Annotated in this window: 12 protein-coding genes; 6 read left to right on the top strand and 6 right to left on the bottom strand. The window is 59.5% G+C overall.

The genetic code is table 11. The annotated features are described in order from the left end of the window. Positions 1-6: 6 nt before the first annotated feature. The gene (gene uraA, locus C9411_RS21120) at positions 7-1,296 is read right to left on the bottom strand and encodes a uracil permease (protein WP_107227868.1); all 1,290 of its coding nucleotides are present in this window, start codon (positions 1,294-1,296) and stop codon (positions 7-9) included. A 76-nt stretch (positions 1,297-1,372) separates the two neighbouring features. Continuing rightward, positions 1,373-1,999 (bottom strand): uracil phosphoribosyltransferase, encoded by a 627-nt coding sequence (upp, locus tag C9411_RS21115; protein ID WP_038873707.1) that lies wholly within the window; start codon positions 1,997-1,999, stop codon positions 1,373-1,375. 255 nt (positions 2,000-2,254) lie between these two features. On the opposite strand from upp, the gene purM reads away from it, so the two are divergent. From purM to C9411_RS21095, 4 genes are all read left to right on the top strand, one after another. Further along, positions 2,255-3,292, top strand: a complete 1,038-nt coding sequence (purM, locus tag C9411_RS21110) for a phosphoribosylformylglycinamidine cyclo-ligase (RefSeq protein WP_025303843.1) — start codon at positions 2,255-2,257, stop codon at positions 3,290-3,292. Continuing rightward, positions 3,292-3,930 (top strand): phosphoribosylglycinamide formyltransferase, encoded by a 639-nt coding sequence (gene purN / locus C9411_RS21105; protein WP_063990481.1) that lies wholly within the window; start codon positions 3,292-3,294, stop codon positions 3,928-3,930. The genes purM and purN overlap by 1 nt, the downstream gene beginning before the upstream one ends. A gap of 113 nt (positions 3,931-4,043) precedes the next feature. Further along, on the top strand, positions 4,044-4,595 hold the full coding sequence (speG, locus tag C9411_RS21100; RefSeq protein WP_004941631.1) for a spermidine N1-acetyltransferase: 552 nt from the start codon (positions 4,044-4,046) through the stop codon (positions 4,593-4,595). A 203-nt stretch (positions 4,596-4,798) separates the two neighbouring features. Further along, the gene (locus C9411_RS21095; protein WP_063990482.1) at positions 4,799-5,014 is read left to right on the top strand and encodes a hypothetical protein; all 216 of its coding nucleotides are present in this window, start codon (positions 4,799-4,801) and stop codon (positions 5,012-5,014) included. A gap of 29 nt (positions 5,015-5,043) precedes the next feature. On the opposite strand, the gene C9411_RS21090 is transcribed toward C9411_RS21095, so the two are convergent. The 4 genes from C9411_RS21090 to C9411_RS21075 form a co-directional block, all read right to left on the bottom strand. Then, the gene (locus tag C9411_RS21090) at positions 5,044-5,865 is read right to left on the bottom strand and encodes a hypothetical protein (RefSeq protein WP_130018169.1); all 822 of its coding nucleotides are present in this window, start codon (positions 5,863-5,865) and stop codon (positions 5,044-5,046) included. A gap of 228 nt (positions 5,866-6,093) precedes the next feature. Continuing rightward, positions 6,094-6,906, bottom strand: coding sequence for a phosphate ABC transporter ATP-binding protein PstB (gene pstB, locus C9411_RS21085; RefSeq protein WP_063990484.1), 813 nt, complete (start codon positions 6,904-6,906; stop codon positions 6,094-6,096). A gap of 28 nt (positions 6,907-6,934) precedes the next feature. Then, positions 6,935-8,584: a phosphate ABC transporter permease PstA gene (gene pstA / locus C9411_RS21080; RefSeq protein WP_107227867.1), complete on the bottom strand. Its 1,650-nt coding sequence runs from the start codon at positions 8,582-8,584 to the stop codon at positions 6,935-6,937. Beyond that, positions 8,581-10,752: an ABC transporter permease subunit gene (locus C9411_RS21075; protein ID WP_107227866.1), complete on the bottom strand. Its 2,172-nt coding sequence runs from the start codon at positions 10,750-10,752 to the stop codon at positions 8,581-8,583. Before C9411_RS21075 ends, pstA begins: the two co-directional genes overlap by 4 nt. A gap of 396 nt (positions 10,753-11,148) precedes the next feature. Between C9411_RS21075 and ppk1 the strand changes: the two genes are divergently transcribed. Continuing rightward, a complete protein-coding gene (gene ppk1 / locus C9411_RS21070; protein ID WP_063990487.1) occupies positions 11,149-13,212 on the top strand; it encodes a polyphosphate kinase 1 in 2,064 nt (687 codons plus the stop codon). Between the two features lie 10 nt (positions 13,213-13,222). Further along, entirely contained in the window at positions 13,223-14,773 is a 1,551-nt protein-coding gene (gene ppx / locus C9411_RS21065; RefSeq protein WP_063990488.1) for an exopolyphosphatase, read from the top strand. Positions 14,774-14,876 lie beyond the last annotated feature (103 nt).

Genomic DNA, 14,876 nt, shown 5'->3' with positions numbered 1-14,876 from the left:
TTTTCGTTACTTCTGCTCCGCCGGTTCGTCCGGCGCGTCAAGCACCTCTTCTTCCTTGCGGAACAGGCTGATGACCTTGAACAGCAGGCTCAGGCCAATGCCGACGATGGTCGCCAGCGCCATGCCTTTCAGCTCCGCCGCGCCGATATGCACCTTGGCGCCGCTCACGCCGATGATCAGGATCACCGAGGTCAAAATCAGGTTTTGCGCCTTGTTGTAATCCACTTTGGACTCGATCAGCACGCGAATGCCCGAGGCGCCGATCACGCCGTACAGCAGCAGGGAAACGCCCCCCATTACCGGCACCGGCACCGCCTGGATCGCCGCCGCCAGCTTGCCGATGCAGGACAGCAGGATCGCCAGCACCGCCGCGCCGCCGATCACCCAAGTGCTGTAGACCTTGGTGATAGCCATCACGCCGATATTCTCGCCGTAGGTGGTGTTCGGCGTAGAGCCGAAGAAGCCGGAGAACACCGTCGAGATACCGTTGGCGAACATCGAGCGGTGCAGGCCCGGATCGCGGATCAGGTCTTTTTTCACGATGTTGGCGGTCACCACCAGGTGGCCGACGTGCTCAGCGATCACCACCAGCGCCGCCGGCAGAATGGTGAAGATGGCGAACCACTCAAAGCGCGGGGTGTAGAAGGTCGGCAGTGCGAACCAGTGCGCCTCGCGGATCGGGGTCAAATCCACCACGCCCATGAAGAACGACAGCGCATAGCCCACCAGCACGCCGATCAGGATCGGGATAATCGCCAGGAAGCCGCGGAACAGCACCGAGCCGAGCACCGTGACCCCCAGCGTCACCAGCGAAATGGTGATGGTGGTCGAGTCGGCGCTGGTGCCTTCCGCCGGCAGCAGCCCCGCCATGTTGGCCGCCACGCCCGCCAGCTCCAGCCCGATGACGGCGACGATCGCCCCCATCGCCGCCGGCGGGAACATCACGTCCAGCCAGCCGGTGCCGGCTTTTTTCACGATCAGCGCCACCAGGCAGAACAGCACGCCGCACATGATGAAACCGCCCAACGCCACTTCATAACCGAGCGGCAACAGCAGCAGCACCGGCGAGATAAACGCGAAGCTGGAACCGAGGTAGGCCGGGATTTTGCCTTTACAGATGAACAGATACAGCAGCGTGCCGATGCCGTTGAACAGCAGCACGGTCGCCGGGTTGATCTTGAACAGGATAGGCACCAGCACCGTAGCGCCGAACATGGCGAACAGGTGCTGGAAGCTGAGCGGAATGGTCTGGAGCAGCGGCGGGCGCTCGCTGACGCCGATGGCGCGACGGGTCATGTGTGCTTTTCCTCGGTTTATTGGTTTTATAGGTTTTAGTCAAAAAAAAGCCGACTCGTTAAGTCGGCTTAAATGTTTACTTGGTACCAAATATCTTGTCGCCCGCATCACCCAGGCCAGGCACGATGTAACCCTTGTCGTTCAGGCACTGATCGATGGAGGCGGTGTACAGCTCGACGTCCGGGTGCGCTTTCTCCAGCGCGGCGATGCCTTCCGGCGCCGCCACCAGAACCAGCACCTTGATGCTGTGGCAGCCGGCTTTCTTCAGCAGATCGATAGTGGCGATCATCGAACCGCCGGTGGCCAGCATTGGGTCGACGACCAGCGCCATGCGCTCTTCGATGTTGGAAACCAGCTTCTGGAAGTACGGCACCGGCTCCAGAGTTTCTTCGTCGCGGTATACGCCCACCACGCTGATGCGCGCACTCGGCACGTGCTCCAGCACCCCTTCCATCATGCCCAGGCCTGCGCGCAGGATCGGTACTACGGTAATCTTTTTCCCTTTGATCTGCTCCACTTCAACTGGCCCGCACCAGCCTTCGATGGTGACTTTTTCCGTCTCCAGATCGGCGGTCGCTTCATAGGTCAGTAAACTACCCACTTCTGAGGCCAGCTCACGGAAGCGTTTGGTGCTGATGTCATTTTCGCGCATCAGGCCAAGCTTGTGTTTTACCAGCGGGTGTTTCACCTCAACGATCTTCATCATTTTTCTCCTATTAAGGTGGTTGCGGCCAAAAAAATCGCGGGATTATACCGCCTTTTTTTCGCCGCGCCACCCACAATAGCCCGATCGGGATCAACAAAAGTTTGAATATCAGTATAGATGACGAAAAAGCAGAGCCGGTTCACAAGCCGCTCGCAAACGTTTGCCTGCGCTGTTAGAATTGCCGCGCCTTATTCCGGAATCAACATCGGAAGCACAGTTTTCAAACCGCAAACCGTCGTGGGGAATCGCGCAGTGACCGACAAAACCTCTCTCAGCTATAAAGACGCAGGTGTCGATATCGATGCAGGCAACGCATTGGTAGATCGCATCAAAGGTGTAGTTAAACAGACCCGTCGCCCGGAAGTGATGGGCGGTCTGGGCGGGTTTGGCGCCCTGTGTGCGTTGCCGCAGAAATACCGCGAGCCGGTGCTGGTTTCCGGTACCGACGGCGTGGGCACCAAGCTGCGTCTGGCGATGGATCTGAAACGCCACGACACCATCGGCATCGATCTGGTGGCGATGTGCGTCAACGATCTGGTGGTTCAGGGCGCCGAGCCATTGTTCTTCCTCGACTACTACGCGACCGGCAAGCTGGATGTAGACACCGCGGCCAGCGTGATCACCGGCATCGCCGAGGGCTGCAAACAGTCCGGCTGTGCGCTGGTGGGCGGCGAAACCGCTGAAATGCCGGGCATGTACCACGGCGAAGATTACGACGTGGCCGGTTTCTGCGTCGGCGTGGTCGAAAAATCCGAGATCATCGACGGCAGCAAAGTGCAGTCCGGCGACGCGCTGATCGCTCTGGGCGCTTCCGGCCCGCACTCCAACGGCTACTCGCTGGTGCGCAAAATCCTGGAAGTGAGCAACACCGATCCGACCGCCACCCAGCTGGAAGGCAAACCGCTGGCCGACCACCTGCTGGCGCCGACCAAGATTTACGTGAAGTCCGTGCTGGAGCTGATCGAGAAGGCGGACGTACACGCCATCGCTCACCTCACCGGCGGCGGCTTCTGGGAAAACATTCCACGCGTGCTGCCGGAAGGTATGCAGGCAGTGATCGACGAAGCCAGCTGGCAGTGGCCGGCGGTGTTCACCTGGCTGCAGCAGGCCGGCAACGTCAGCCGTCATGAAATGTACCGCACCTTCAACTGCGGCGTAGGCATGGTCATCGCCCTGCCGGAAGCCGAAGTGGAAGCGGCCATCGCGCTGCTGACCGCGGCAGGTGAAAAAGCGTGGAAAATCGGTAAACTGACCGCCTCTTCCGACGAACAACAAGTGGTCATCAACTGATGAAAAAGATCGTGGTGTTGGTCTCCGGCCAGGGGAGCAATCTCCAGGCGCTGATTGACGCCTGCCAGCAGGGCCGCATCGCCGCCGAGATCGTGGCGGTGTTCAGCAACAAGGCGCAGGCTTACGGCCTGCAGCGCGCCGAGGCGGCCGGCATCGCCGCTCAGGCGCTGGATGCCAAAGCCTACGCCGATCGCGCGGCGTTCGACGCCGCGTTGGCGGACGCTATCGACCAACACCAGCCCGATCTGGTGGTGCTGGCCGGCTACATGCGTATCCTCAGCCCACAGTTCGTGCAGCGCTATGCCGGCCGCATGCTGAACATCCACCCTTCCCTGCTGCCGAAATACCCGGGGCTGCATACGCATCGTCAGGCCATCGACAACGGCGACAGCGAACACGGCACCTCGGTACACTTCGTGACCGAACAGCTCGACGGCGGCCCGGTGATTTTGCAGGCCAAGGTGCCGATTTTCGCTGACGACGAAGAGGATGACGTGGTTGAACGGGTGCAAACCCAGGAACACACGATCTATCCACTGGTGGTGAGCTGGTTCGTCGACGGCCGCCTGGCGATGCGCGATGGCGCCGCCTGGCTGGACGGCGAACGCCTGCCTGAGCAGGGTCACGCCGCCGACTGATGCGCGCAGCCTGAACCTTGCCTAAACGGCGCCCACGCGGCGCCGTTTTTTTTCGCCTTCTTCCATTCTGTGAAGTTATACTTTGCACAATTTCACGGCACAGAGGAGCCCACATGTCCAGCACTGCCAGCGTCAGGTTACGCCCATTGGAACGGGACGATCTGTCGTTCGTCCACCAGATGGACAACAACGCCAGCGTCATGCGCTATTGGTTTGAAGAACCCTACGAAGCCTTTGTCGAGCTTTCCGATCTCTACGATAAACACATCCACGATCAGAGCGAGCGCCGCTTCATCATCGAGCACGAAGGCGCCAAGGTCGGCCTGGTGGAGCTGGTGGAGATCGATCACATCCATCGCCGCGCAGAGTTCCAGATCATCATCGACCCTGCCCACCAGGGCAAAGGCTACGCCAGCACCGCCGCCCGCTTGGCAATGGACTACGGCTTCTCGGTGTTGAACCTGTACAAACTGTACCTGATCGTCGACAAGGAGAACCCGAAGGCGATCCACATCTACAGCAAACTGGGCTTCAACGTGGAAGGCGAGCTGATCGACGAGTTCTTCGTCAACGGCGAATACCGCACCGTGCTGCGCATGTGCATCTTCCAGCCGCAATACCTGGCGAAGTTCAAAACGCCCAATGATAAGCCGCTGGTGAAGTGACGCTGAGCGAGAAAAAAGTGAAAACCCGCGCAGGCGGGTTTTTTATTGGAAAATAAGTGACTAGTATTAATGGATGCTATTTTATCGTCAGTAAATAGCCTGATGAATGCGGAAATAAATAATATTAATCCGCGATAATTAATCGAACAATAATTAATAGTGATAGTAAGAGTTACCCTCTGCCTCTACAAAGGAAAAAAACCATGATGACCGTCTCAAACCTGCTGATTTTTATCGGTCTGGTCATGTTCGCCATAACCGCCGGCCTAAATACCTATAGCGGCTACGCCTCCGCAGATCCCAATAGCACCCCGCTATTTTCCCCGCTCTGGTGGACACGCTGGTTCCCGCTCTATGCCTCGGGGGCTGCGTTGCTGCTGGTGGGGGGCGTGTTGAGGCTAGCCGATAAAACACGTTAAGAGTCATGTGATGATATGACGCTTAGAGGTTAATTATCTTTCTTGCCCAGCCTACGCATCAGCCATCCGCGCAGTGGCTTTTCGGCCGGTGACAAATCGGCAGCGGTGTCCGAAGCGATATCCGGTACGTTTTCCTGCGCCGCAACATTGCGCGCATGCTGACAATGCGCCTGATATTCCGCTTCGGTTTGATACAGGTGGGGCTGCCACTTCAGCCAGAAAGCCTTGGCATGCCGCAGGGACTCCCATTCATTAATCGACCAGGCCACGACGAAAATCGCCATCATCAGATAGGCAAAGAAGAAGAATACTCCCCACAAGGGGCTGTTATCTGTCGCGCTGGCTCCGCTTTCCGCCAATGGAAACACGCTGATGTAGAATCCCCAAGTGATAGCCAACGCGCTAATGATTAGGAACACAAACAGCGAAACACGCTGGTGTAGCAGCCGGCAGCCATCCAAGGAAAAAACGTCGTTTTTGTTCGAAGTGAGGGAGGTGCGGCGCAAGAAACAGTTCAGCGCAAGATCGCTCAATGCCACTGGTGCACGACCCAGATAATCTACCAGTTGGTGCGCCACCCAGACTGGTAAACGGATGCCGATACTTTCATAGAGTGCTTTGGTTCGCAGCGGCACCATTCCGTTCTGTGGCCCATCCCGCAACCCCTGAATGCGTGACAGAACAGACTGACGTTTAACATCGCTGACTCGGTCAAACTGGTTATTGCGGCGACTGTCGTAATTCTTTGACCAGCGTGAATACCACCATTTTACCACTGAAATAAAAACAGGAAATAATAACGTTAGCGTGGGAATAACAATATCTTTGATATAATTCGTATCAATAGTCATGCATATATGTCCTTATATATAAATTGCAGATCATTTATTAGGGATAATGTAATCAATAATGAATGATTGGATAAAGCAAGCTCGCAGACTGTGAGATTTATGCCAAAAATGTAATCTATATCGTCTCAATGCGTCTGTAAATCCAGATGGAATAAAAAGTCATAGACACGGCATAACAACGCCGGCATATCGATGCGACGGAGAACAAAAACCTCCGTCGCTCATCCCTCACCCATACCGCCCGGTAATATAATCCTCGGTGCGGCGCTGGCGCGGCGAGGTGAAGATGGCGTCGGTGTCGTTGTACTCCACCAGCCGCCCCTGATGAATAAAGGCGGTGTAGTCGGAGACACGCGCCGCCTGTTGCATGTTGTGCGTCACCAGCACCACGCTGTAACGCTGTTTCAGCGCGGAAATCAGCTCTTCGATGGTCAGCGTAGAGATCGGATCCAGCGCCGAGGTCGGCTCGTCGAGCAGCAATACCTCCGGCTCGATGGCGATGGCGCGCGCGATCACCAGGCGCTGCTGCTGGCCGCTGGACAAGCGGAACGCATTTTCGCGCAGCCGATCCTTCACCTCATGCCACAGCGCGGCGGCGCGCAGCGAACGCTCCACCGCTTCATCCAGCAAACGCCGGTCGCGCACGCCCTGCAGCCGCAGACCGTACACCACGTTTTCATAGATCGATTTCGGGAACGGGTTCGGCCGCTGGAACACCATGCCCACTCGCCGCCGTAGCGCCGCCACGTCGATCTGCGCGCCGGAGATCGGCGCGCCGTTCAGCTGCAGATCGCCCTCGATGCGGCAGTTGTCCACCAGATCGTTCATGCGGTTGAAACAGCGCAGCAGCGTCGATTTACCGCAGCCCGAGGGGCCGATCAGGGCCGTCACCCGGTGCTTCGGAATGCGCAGCGAAATATCGTGCAGCACCTGTTTGTCACCATAAAACAGGTTCAGTCCGTTGACCGCCAGCGCGGTCTGTTCATCGTCGAGATGCTGGACATCCAGCCGGGGCAAACTGCCTGGCGTCATCAAACCCATTACGCACTCCCCAAAAATAGCGTCATTGTTACTGCGACCATGCTCGGTACCGCTCCCTCAACGAATGGCGGATACCCATCGCCGCCAGATTCAAACTCACCACGATCGTCACCAGCAGGAAAGCGGTGGCGAACACCAGCGGCCGGGCCGCCTCTACGCTCGGGCTCTGGAATGCCATATCGTAGATCTGAAAGCTCAAATGCATGAACTTCCGTTCCAGGTGCAGATACGGGAAAATCTCGTCCACCGGCAGCACCGGCACCGACTTCACTACCCCCACCAGCATCAGCGGCGCGGTCTCCCCGGCGGCGCGCGCCACCGCCAGAATCAGGCCGGTCATCATCGCCGGCGCCGCCATCGGCAGCACGATGCGCCACAGCGTCTCGGCCCGGCTGGCACCCAGCGCCATCGAACCCTGCCGCAGCGAGGTGGGAATGCGCGACAGCCCTTCCTCGGTGGCGACGATCACCACCGGCAGCGTCAGCAGCGCCAGCGTCAGCGCCGCCCACAGCACGCCGGGCGTGCCGAAGGTCGGGTTGGGCAAGGATTCAGGATAGAACAGCTGATCGAGCGTGCCGCCTATCATATAAACGAAAAAGCCGAGGCCGAAGACGCCGTAGACGATCGAGGGCACGCCGGCCAGGTTGACCACCGCGATGCGAATCACCCGCGTCAGCAGATTGTTGCCGGCATACTCGTGCAGATACACCGCCGCGATCACGCCAAACGGCATCACCACGATCGACATCAGGATCACCATCAATACCGTGCCGAAAATGGCCGGGAACACCCCGCCTTCGGTATTCGCTTCGCGCGGGCTGTCGGTGAGGAATTTCTTCACCTGCTCGCCCCAGTGTGCCAGCTTCTCGGTGGTGTTCATGGCGTTCGGGTACCAAGCATCGCGCACCTGGCTGAGCGGAATGGTCAACGTCTGGCCGTGCATGTCGCGCAGCAGCAGCGCATCGCGCTGGCGATCGCGGTTCAGCCCCGCCAGGCGTTCGGACAGCAGCTGGTATTGCCGCTGCAACTCCAGCCGCTCGGCCTTGATGGCGTCCTGCGCGCGGGCATCCAGCTTATCGTCGCGCTGCAGGCGCTTTTCCCGCAGCCGCAGCGCGTCAAACTGCTGATTGATGCGCGCCATATCGAGGAATTGAATGTCGTGCGCCTGGCGCGAGAGCGCGGCGATTTGTGGCAGCCGCTGCTGCAACGCCTGCCCCAGATTGCGGCCGGTCAGCGGTTGCCCATCCTCCAGCAGCCCCGCCAGATAGCCGTAGGCGGTACCGTGGCTGTCGCGCTCCAGCACCAGCAGGCTGCGCGGCGTGCTTTGGCTGCGGATGTCGCTGGCCAGCAGCGTGCGAAAATCCTGCCCCTCGCGCTCGCGGTTACCGACCTTGATCAGATAGCGTTCGACGCTCTGCGCCTCGCCCGGCGGCGCCACGCCCGCCTCCGTCAGCTGGCGGCGCGAAATGCTTTGCTGCTGGTACAGCTCGCCGATCACCGTCACCGGCCCGGCGCCGTTCTGATTCAACTCAAACTGATAAACCGGGCTCGGCCAGAAATAACGCATCCCTTGTCCGGCCAGCAGCAACAGAATGCCGATCAGCGCCAACAGGCTGACGGCCACCGAACCGGCGGTCAGCCAAATCCACGGCGACCCGCTCTTCACCCAGTTCTTCATGGCGCCTCCTGATTCGGCGTGTAGCGCTTGCGCAGCCGCAGGCGCACCGCCTCCGCCAGCGTGTTGAACACGAAGGTGAAGACAAACAACACCAGCGCGGTCAGGAACAGCACGCGGTAATGGCTGCTGCCGGAGACCGCCTCCGGCATTTCAATGGCGATATTGGCCGCCAACGCCCGCAGCCCCTGGAACAGGCTGCCGTCGATAATCGGCGTATTGCCGGTGGCCATCAGCACGATCATGGTTTCCCCCACCGCGCGGCCAAAGCCGATCATCAGCGCGGAGAAAATGCCGGCGCTGGCGGAAGGCAGCACCACCTTGATCACCGTCTGCCATTGGGTGGCGCCCAGCGCCAAAGAGCCCTGGCTCAGGGTGGCCGGCACGCTGAACAGCGCGTCCTCCGCCAGCGAGAAGATGATCGGCACCAGCGCGAAGCCCATCGCCACGCCCACCACCAGCGCATTGCGCTGGTCGTAATTATCCCCCAGCCAGAAATGCAACGGCTCACCGAACAGCGCCACCTCCAGCTGCGGCCCCAGGCTAAGCGCCAGCCACACCGTCAACGCCAGCAGCGGCAACAGCAACAGCAGATCGACACCCGGCCGGCAGCGCGGCATAAAGCGATGGGTCAACGCGCCGCACAGCAGCACCGCCGCCGCCAGCAGCAGCGGTAACGCCAGCACCGCCAACAGATACTGCTCGATGATCGGCGCCAGCCAAATGCCGGCCACCAACCCGATCACCACCGTCGGCAGCGCGCCCATCACTTCGATAGCCGGTTTGATCACCCGCCGCAGCCCCGGCGTCATAAAGTAAGCCGTGTAAATGGCGCCGGCCAGCGCCAAGGGAATGGCGAACAGCATCGCGTAAGCCGCCGCCTTGAAGGTGCCGAAGATCACCGGCATCAAACTGAATTTGGGTTGGTAGCTGTCTTCGCCGGAGGTGGACTGCCAGACGTAGGCCGGCTGCGGGTAGTTCTCATACCACACCTTGCCCCACAGCGAACGCCAGGTGACGTCCGGATACGGGTTGTCGAGCGCATAGCGCTGCCAGCCCTGTGCACTCTCCAGCAGCAGGCCATCGCCACGCGGCGCGAACGCCATCTGCCGCACCTCGGCGCCCAAACGGGTATTCAGCAGCGGCTGCGGTTGAATAGTGGAGAACAGCGAGAAGCCGCCATCGGGCCGCAGGGTGGCGAACACCCGGCGATAGGGCTCAGCCACCGTCAGCTCTTGCCCGTCGGCACCATGGTCGAAATGCTGCACCGGCGTCAGGCGCCAGCGCTGCTCTTTTTCTACTTCGAACCACTCGCGCAGATTGCCGTCGGCGCCCTTGATCAGCAGCGCGCTGCCGCCGGGCAGCGCCGTCATCTGATACGGGGCATGTTCGCCAAGGGTACGCGTTTCACGCAGCTGCAGCTGCACGCCGTCGATTTCATAACGCGCCAGCCGGTTGCCGGTCAGCAGGTAAAGCTGGCGGCCATCCGGCGTCAGCACCTGTTGCTCTGCATCCTGTTCCAGCGGCCGCTCGCTGAACTGCGGCGGCCGGTCAGGGCTGAAACGGCCGAACACCAGCCGCCGATCGTCGGTCACCCCAGCCAGCAAATACTGCCCGCGATGCGCATCCGCCAGCGACAGCAGTTTCAGCGGCTTGCGCTGTGGATCCAACGCCAATGGCTGCTGCCCGAGCGGGAACAACCACTGCGGCCGGCCGTTTTCCGCCGTCGCGAAATCCGCACGCGCCACCACCAACCGGCCGTCGGCCTGCGCCAGCGCAAACAGATCGCGCTCTCCGGCAGCCTGCGCGAGCAGCGCCGGTTTGGCCAGCAGCGTCTGCTGCGCCAGCGGCGTCTGGGCCTGGCCGCTCGGCGCCGGCGTCAGACGATAAAATTGCCCCGCGCCCTGCGCGTCGATGCGATAACCTACGCGCTGCTGCACGTCCATACCCAGCGCCAGCGCCGGGGCCGACGCCGCGATCGGCAACGGCTGCGCCTGCCCAAGCGAGGCCGGTTTGAACAGCGGCAGCACCGCAAACAGCAGATAAACGAAGATCAGCATCAACGTCATCAGCACCATCAGCCCGCTGGCGGTTACTGCCGCCTGCACGCCGCGGTCGATGCGCCCGCGCAGGCGATCTCGGGGATGTTGGTTTGCTGTCGTCTGTGTCATGTGTCTCGCTGTCGCTGATGTAATCGGACTTGCGCCGTAAGATAACCGGGCATCTTATGTCAGTTTTATGACGTTTGCATGACAAAGTTGCCCGCCACAACCCAGGTTTTTTACACTGCAAAAAGACAATATGGCGTGGGTATATTGCTGAAAAATGAACGTAAACACGCTTGATATCTCCAAAAATGAGCCCGCTAATCGTCATTTCATGCTACTCATTCCACTGCCGGGCATCCCGCCTCGGCGAAAATTTATTGCCGCCGAAAAACGTCGCGCGCCAACGCAATGGATATGTTGGACTTTCCTGTCAATCTCTCGCAATAATGATGAAGGACACTAGAGCGGCATCCGGGCGCTGCGTCCCGGATCCTATTCTAAATTTGAACTGGAGTGGCAATGGGTCAGGAAAAGCTCTACATCGAAAAAGAACTAAGCTGGTTATCCTTTAATGAACGCGTGTTGCAGGAAGCCGCAGATAAGAGCAATCCCCTGATTGAACGTATGCGTTTTCTGGGCATTTACTCCAACAACCTCGACGAGTTCTATAAAGTCCGCTTCGCCGATCTCAAACGGCGCATCCTGATCAGCGAAGAGCAAGGCTCCGCCGGCGCCTCGCGCCACCTGCTGAAAAAGATCCAGGCCAAGGTGCTGAAAACCGATCAGGAGTTCGACAGCCTGTACAACGATCTGCTGCTTGAAATGGCGCGTAACCAGATCTTCCTGATCAACGAACGCCAGGTGTCCGAGAACCAGCAAATCTGGCTGCGGCAATATTTCAAACAGCATCTGCGCCAGCACATCACACCGATCCTGATCAACCACGACACCAACCTGGTGCAGTTCTTGAAAGACGATTACACCTATCTGGCGGTGGAGATCATTCGCGGCGCGCGCATCGACTATGCGCTGCTGGAGATCCCGTCCGACAAGGTGCCGCGCTTCGTTAATCTGCCGCCGGAAGCGCCGCGCCGCCGTAAGCCGATGATCCTACTGGATAACATTCTGCGTTACTGCCTGGACGATATCTTCAAGGGCTTCTTCGACTACGACGCGCTCAACGCCTACTCGATGAAAATGACCCGCGACGCGGAGTACGATCTGGTCACCGAAATGGAATCCAGCCTGTTGGAACTGATGTCCTCCAGCCTGAAACAGCGCCTGACCGCCGAGCCGGTGCGCTTCGTGTATCAGCGCGACATGCCGAACGAAATGGTGGAACTGCTGCGCGGCAAACTGGGCATCTCCAACTACGATTCGGTGATCGCCGGCGGCCGCTACCACAACTTCAAAGATTTCATCAGTTTCCCGAACGTCGGCAAGGCCAATCTGGTCAACAAGTCGCTGCCGCGCCTGCGCCACATTTGGTTCGACGGTTTCCGCAACGGCTTCGACGCCATTCGCGAAAAAGACGTGCTGCTCTACTACCCGTATCACACCTTCGAGCACGTACTGGAATTGCTGCGCCAGGCGTCGTTCGATCCGAGCGTGCTGGCTATCAAGATTAACATCTACCGGGTGGCGAAAGATTCGCGCATCATCGAATCGATGATCCACGCCGCGCACAACGGCAAAAAGGTCACGGTGGTGGTCGAGCTGCAGGCGCGCTTCGACGAAGAGGCCAACATTCACTGGGCGAAGCGCCTGACCGAGGCCGGCGTGCACGTGATCTTCTCGGCGCCGGGCCTGAAAATCCACGCCAAACTGTTCCTGATTTCGCGCCGTGAAGGCGATGAAATTGTGCGCTATGCTCATATCGGTACCGGCAACTTTAACGAAAAAACCGCGCGCATCTACACCGACTATTCGCTGTTGACCGCCGACTCACGCATCACCAACGAGGTGCGCCGGGTATTCAACTTTATCGAGAACCCCTACCGGCCGGTCACCTTCGACAACCTGATGGTGTCGCCGCAGAACTCGCGCCTGAAGCTGTATGAGCTGATCGACAACGAAATCGCCAACGCCCAGGCCGGGGAACAGGCCGGCATTATGTTGAAAATTAATAATCTGGTGGATAAAGGGCTGGTAGATCGGTTATATACCGCGTCCGGCGCCGGCGTGAAGATCCGCCTGCTGGTGCGGGGCATGTGTTCCCTGATTCCCAACCTGCCGGGGATCAGCGACAATATTCAGGTGATCAGCATCGTCGATCGCTTTTTGGAACACGATCGGGTTTACGTTTTCGACAACAAAGGTGACAAACGGGTGTATCTGTCCTCCGCCGACTGGATGACCCGCAACATAGATTACCGTATCGAAGTGGCGGTATCGCTGCTGGATCCGGCGCTGAAACAGCGCGTTCTGGACATTCTGGAGATCCTGTTCAGCGATACGGTCAAGGCCCGTTATGTGGATAAAGAACTGAGCAACCAGTACGTGCCGCGCGGCAACCGCCGCAAAGTGCGTGCCCAGGTGGCTATTTACGAGTATTTAAAAGCTCTGGAACAACCAGGACAGTAGGCCAGCAACTATGCCGCTAAAAAACACTGCAACGAACAAACCGCAGGAAATCGCCGCCATCGACCTCGGGTCGAACAGTTTCCACATGGTGATCGCCCGCGTCGTCAACGGCGCCTTACAGGTATTGGGCCGTTTAAAACAGCGAGTGCATCTCGCCGACGGATTGGACAGCAACAACGTACTCAGTGAAGAGGCGATAGAGCGCGGCCTGGCCTGCCTGGCCCTGTTTGCCGAACGGCTGCAGGGCTTCCCGGCGGATAACGTCACCATCGTTGGGACTCACACCCTGCGTCAGGCGGTGAACGCCGAAGTGTTCCTCAAGCGCGCCGCCAAAGTGATCCCCTACCCGATCGAAATCATCGCCGGCCAGGAAGAAGCGCGTCTGATCTTCATGGGCGTGGAGCACACTCAGCCGGAGAAAGGCCGCAAGCTGGTGATCGACATCGGCGGCGGCTCTACCGAACTGGTGATCGGCGAAGACTTCGAGCCGCTGCTGGCGGAAAGCCGCCGCATGGGCTGCGTCAGCTTCGCCCAGCTGTTCTTCCCGGGCGGCGAGATCAGCAAAAACAACTTCCGCCGCGCGCGGCTGGCGGCGGCGCAGAAGCTGGAAACGCTGGCCTGGCAGTACCGCATTCAAGGCTGGCAGTACGCGCTGGGCGCCTCGGGCACCATCAAAGCCGCCCACGAAGTGCTGGTGGCGATGGGAGAAAAAGACGGCCTCATCACCCTGGATCGCCTGGAAATGCTCGCCGAACAGGTGCTGCAGTTCAAAAGCTTCGGCTCGCTGAGCCTGCCGGGGCTGTCGGAAGACCGCCAATCGGTGTTCGTGCCTGGGTTGGCTATTCTGTGCGGCGTGTTCGACGCGCTGGCGATCCGCGATCTGCGCCTGTCCGATGGCGCGCTGCGCGAAGGCGTGCTGTATGAAATGGAAGGCCGTTTCCGCCACCAGGACATCCGCAGCCGCACCGCCAAAAGCCTGGCCGATCACTACAACATCGACCGCGAACAGGCCAAGCGGGTGCTGGAAACCACCGAGCTGCTCTACTCGCAGTGGATGGCGCAAAACACCAAGCTGGTGCATCCACAGCTGGAGGCCCTGCTGAAATGGGCCGCCATGCTGCACGAAGTGGGGCTGAGCATCAACCACAGCGGCATGCACCGCCATTCGGCCTACATTCTGCAAAACTCCAATCTGCCTGGCTTCAACCAGGAACAGCAGCTGCTGCTGTCGGCGCTGGTGCGTTTCCACCGCAAGGCGATCAAGCTCGAAGAGCTGCCGCGCCTCAACCTGTTCAAAAAGAAACACTACCTGCCGCTGATCCAGCTGCTACGCCTGAGCACCCTGCTCAACAACCAGCGTCAGTCGACCACCACGCCGGAAACGCTGCGCCTGACCACCGACGACAATCACTGGACGCTGCGCTTCCCGGCCGGCTACCTGGCGCAGAACAACCTGGTGCAGCTCGATTTCGAACGCGAGCAGGCCTACTGGAACGACGTCGTCGGCTGGAAGCTGCTGATCGACGAAGAAGGCTCGCAAGACGAACAACGCTCCGCCTGATCCCCCGCCCCCTGCCTGCCAGGGGGTTTTTCTTTCCGCCCTCGCCCCGTCAACCTAAACGAAACCCTAATGCGCCGTGCCGCACGCCGGAAAAAAATGGACA

Origin of the sequence: Serratia sp. Nf2, assembly GCF_003028435.1 — a bacterium.
GTDB lineage: Bacteria > Pseudomonadota > Gammaproteobacteria > Enterobacterales > Enterobacteriaceae > Serratia > Serratia marcescens_L.
Note: the sequence above shows the minus strand (reverse complement) of the source record. Positions and strands in the feature narration are given on the sequence as shown.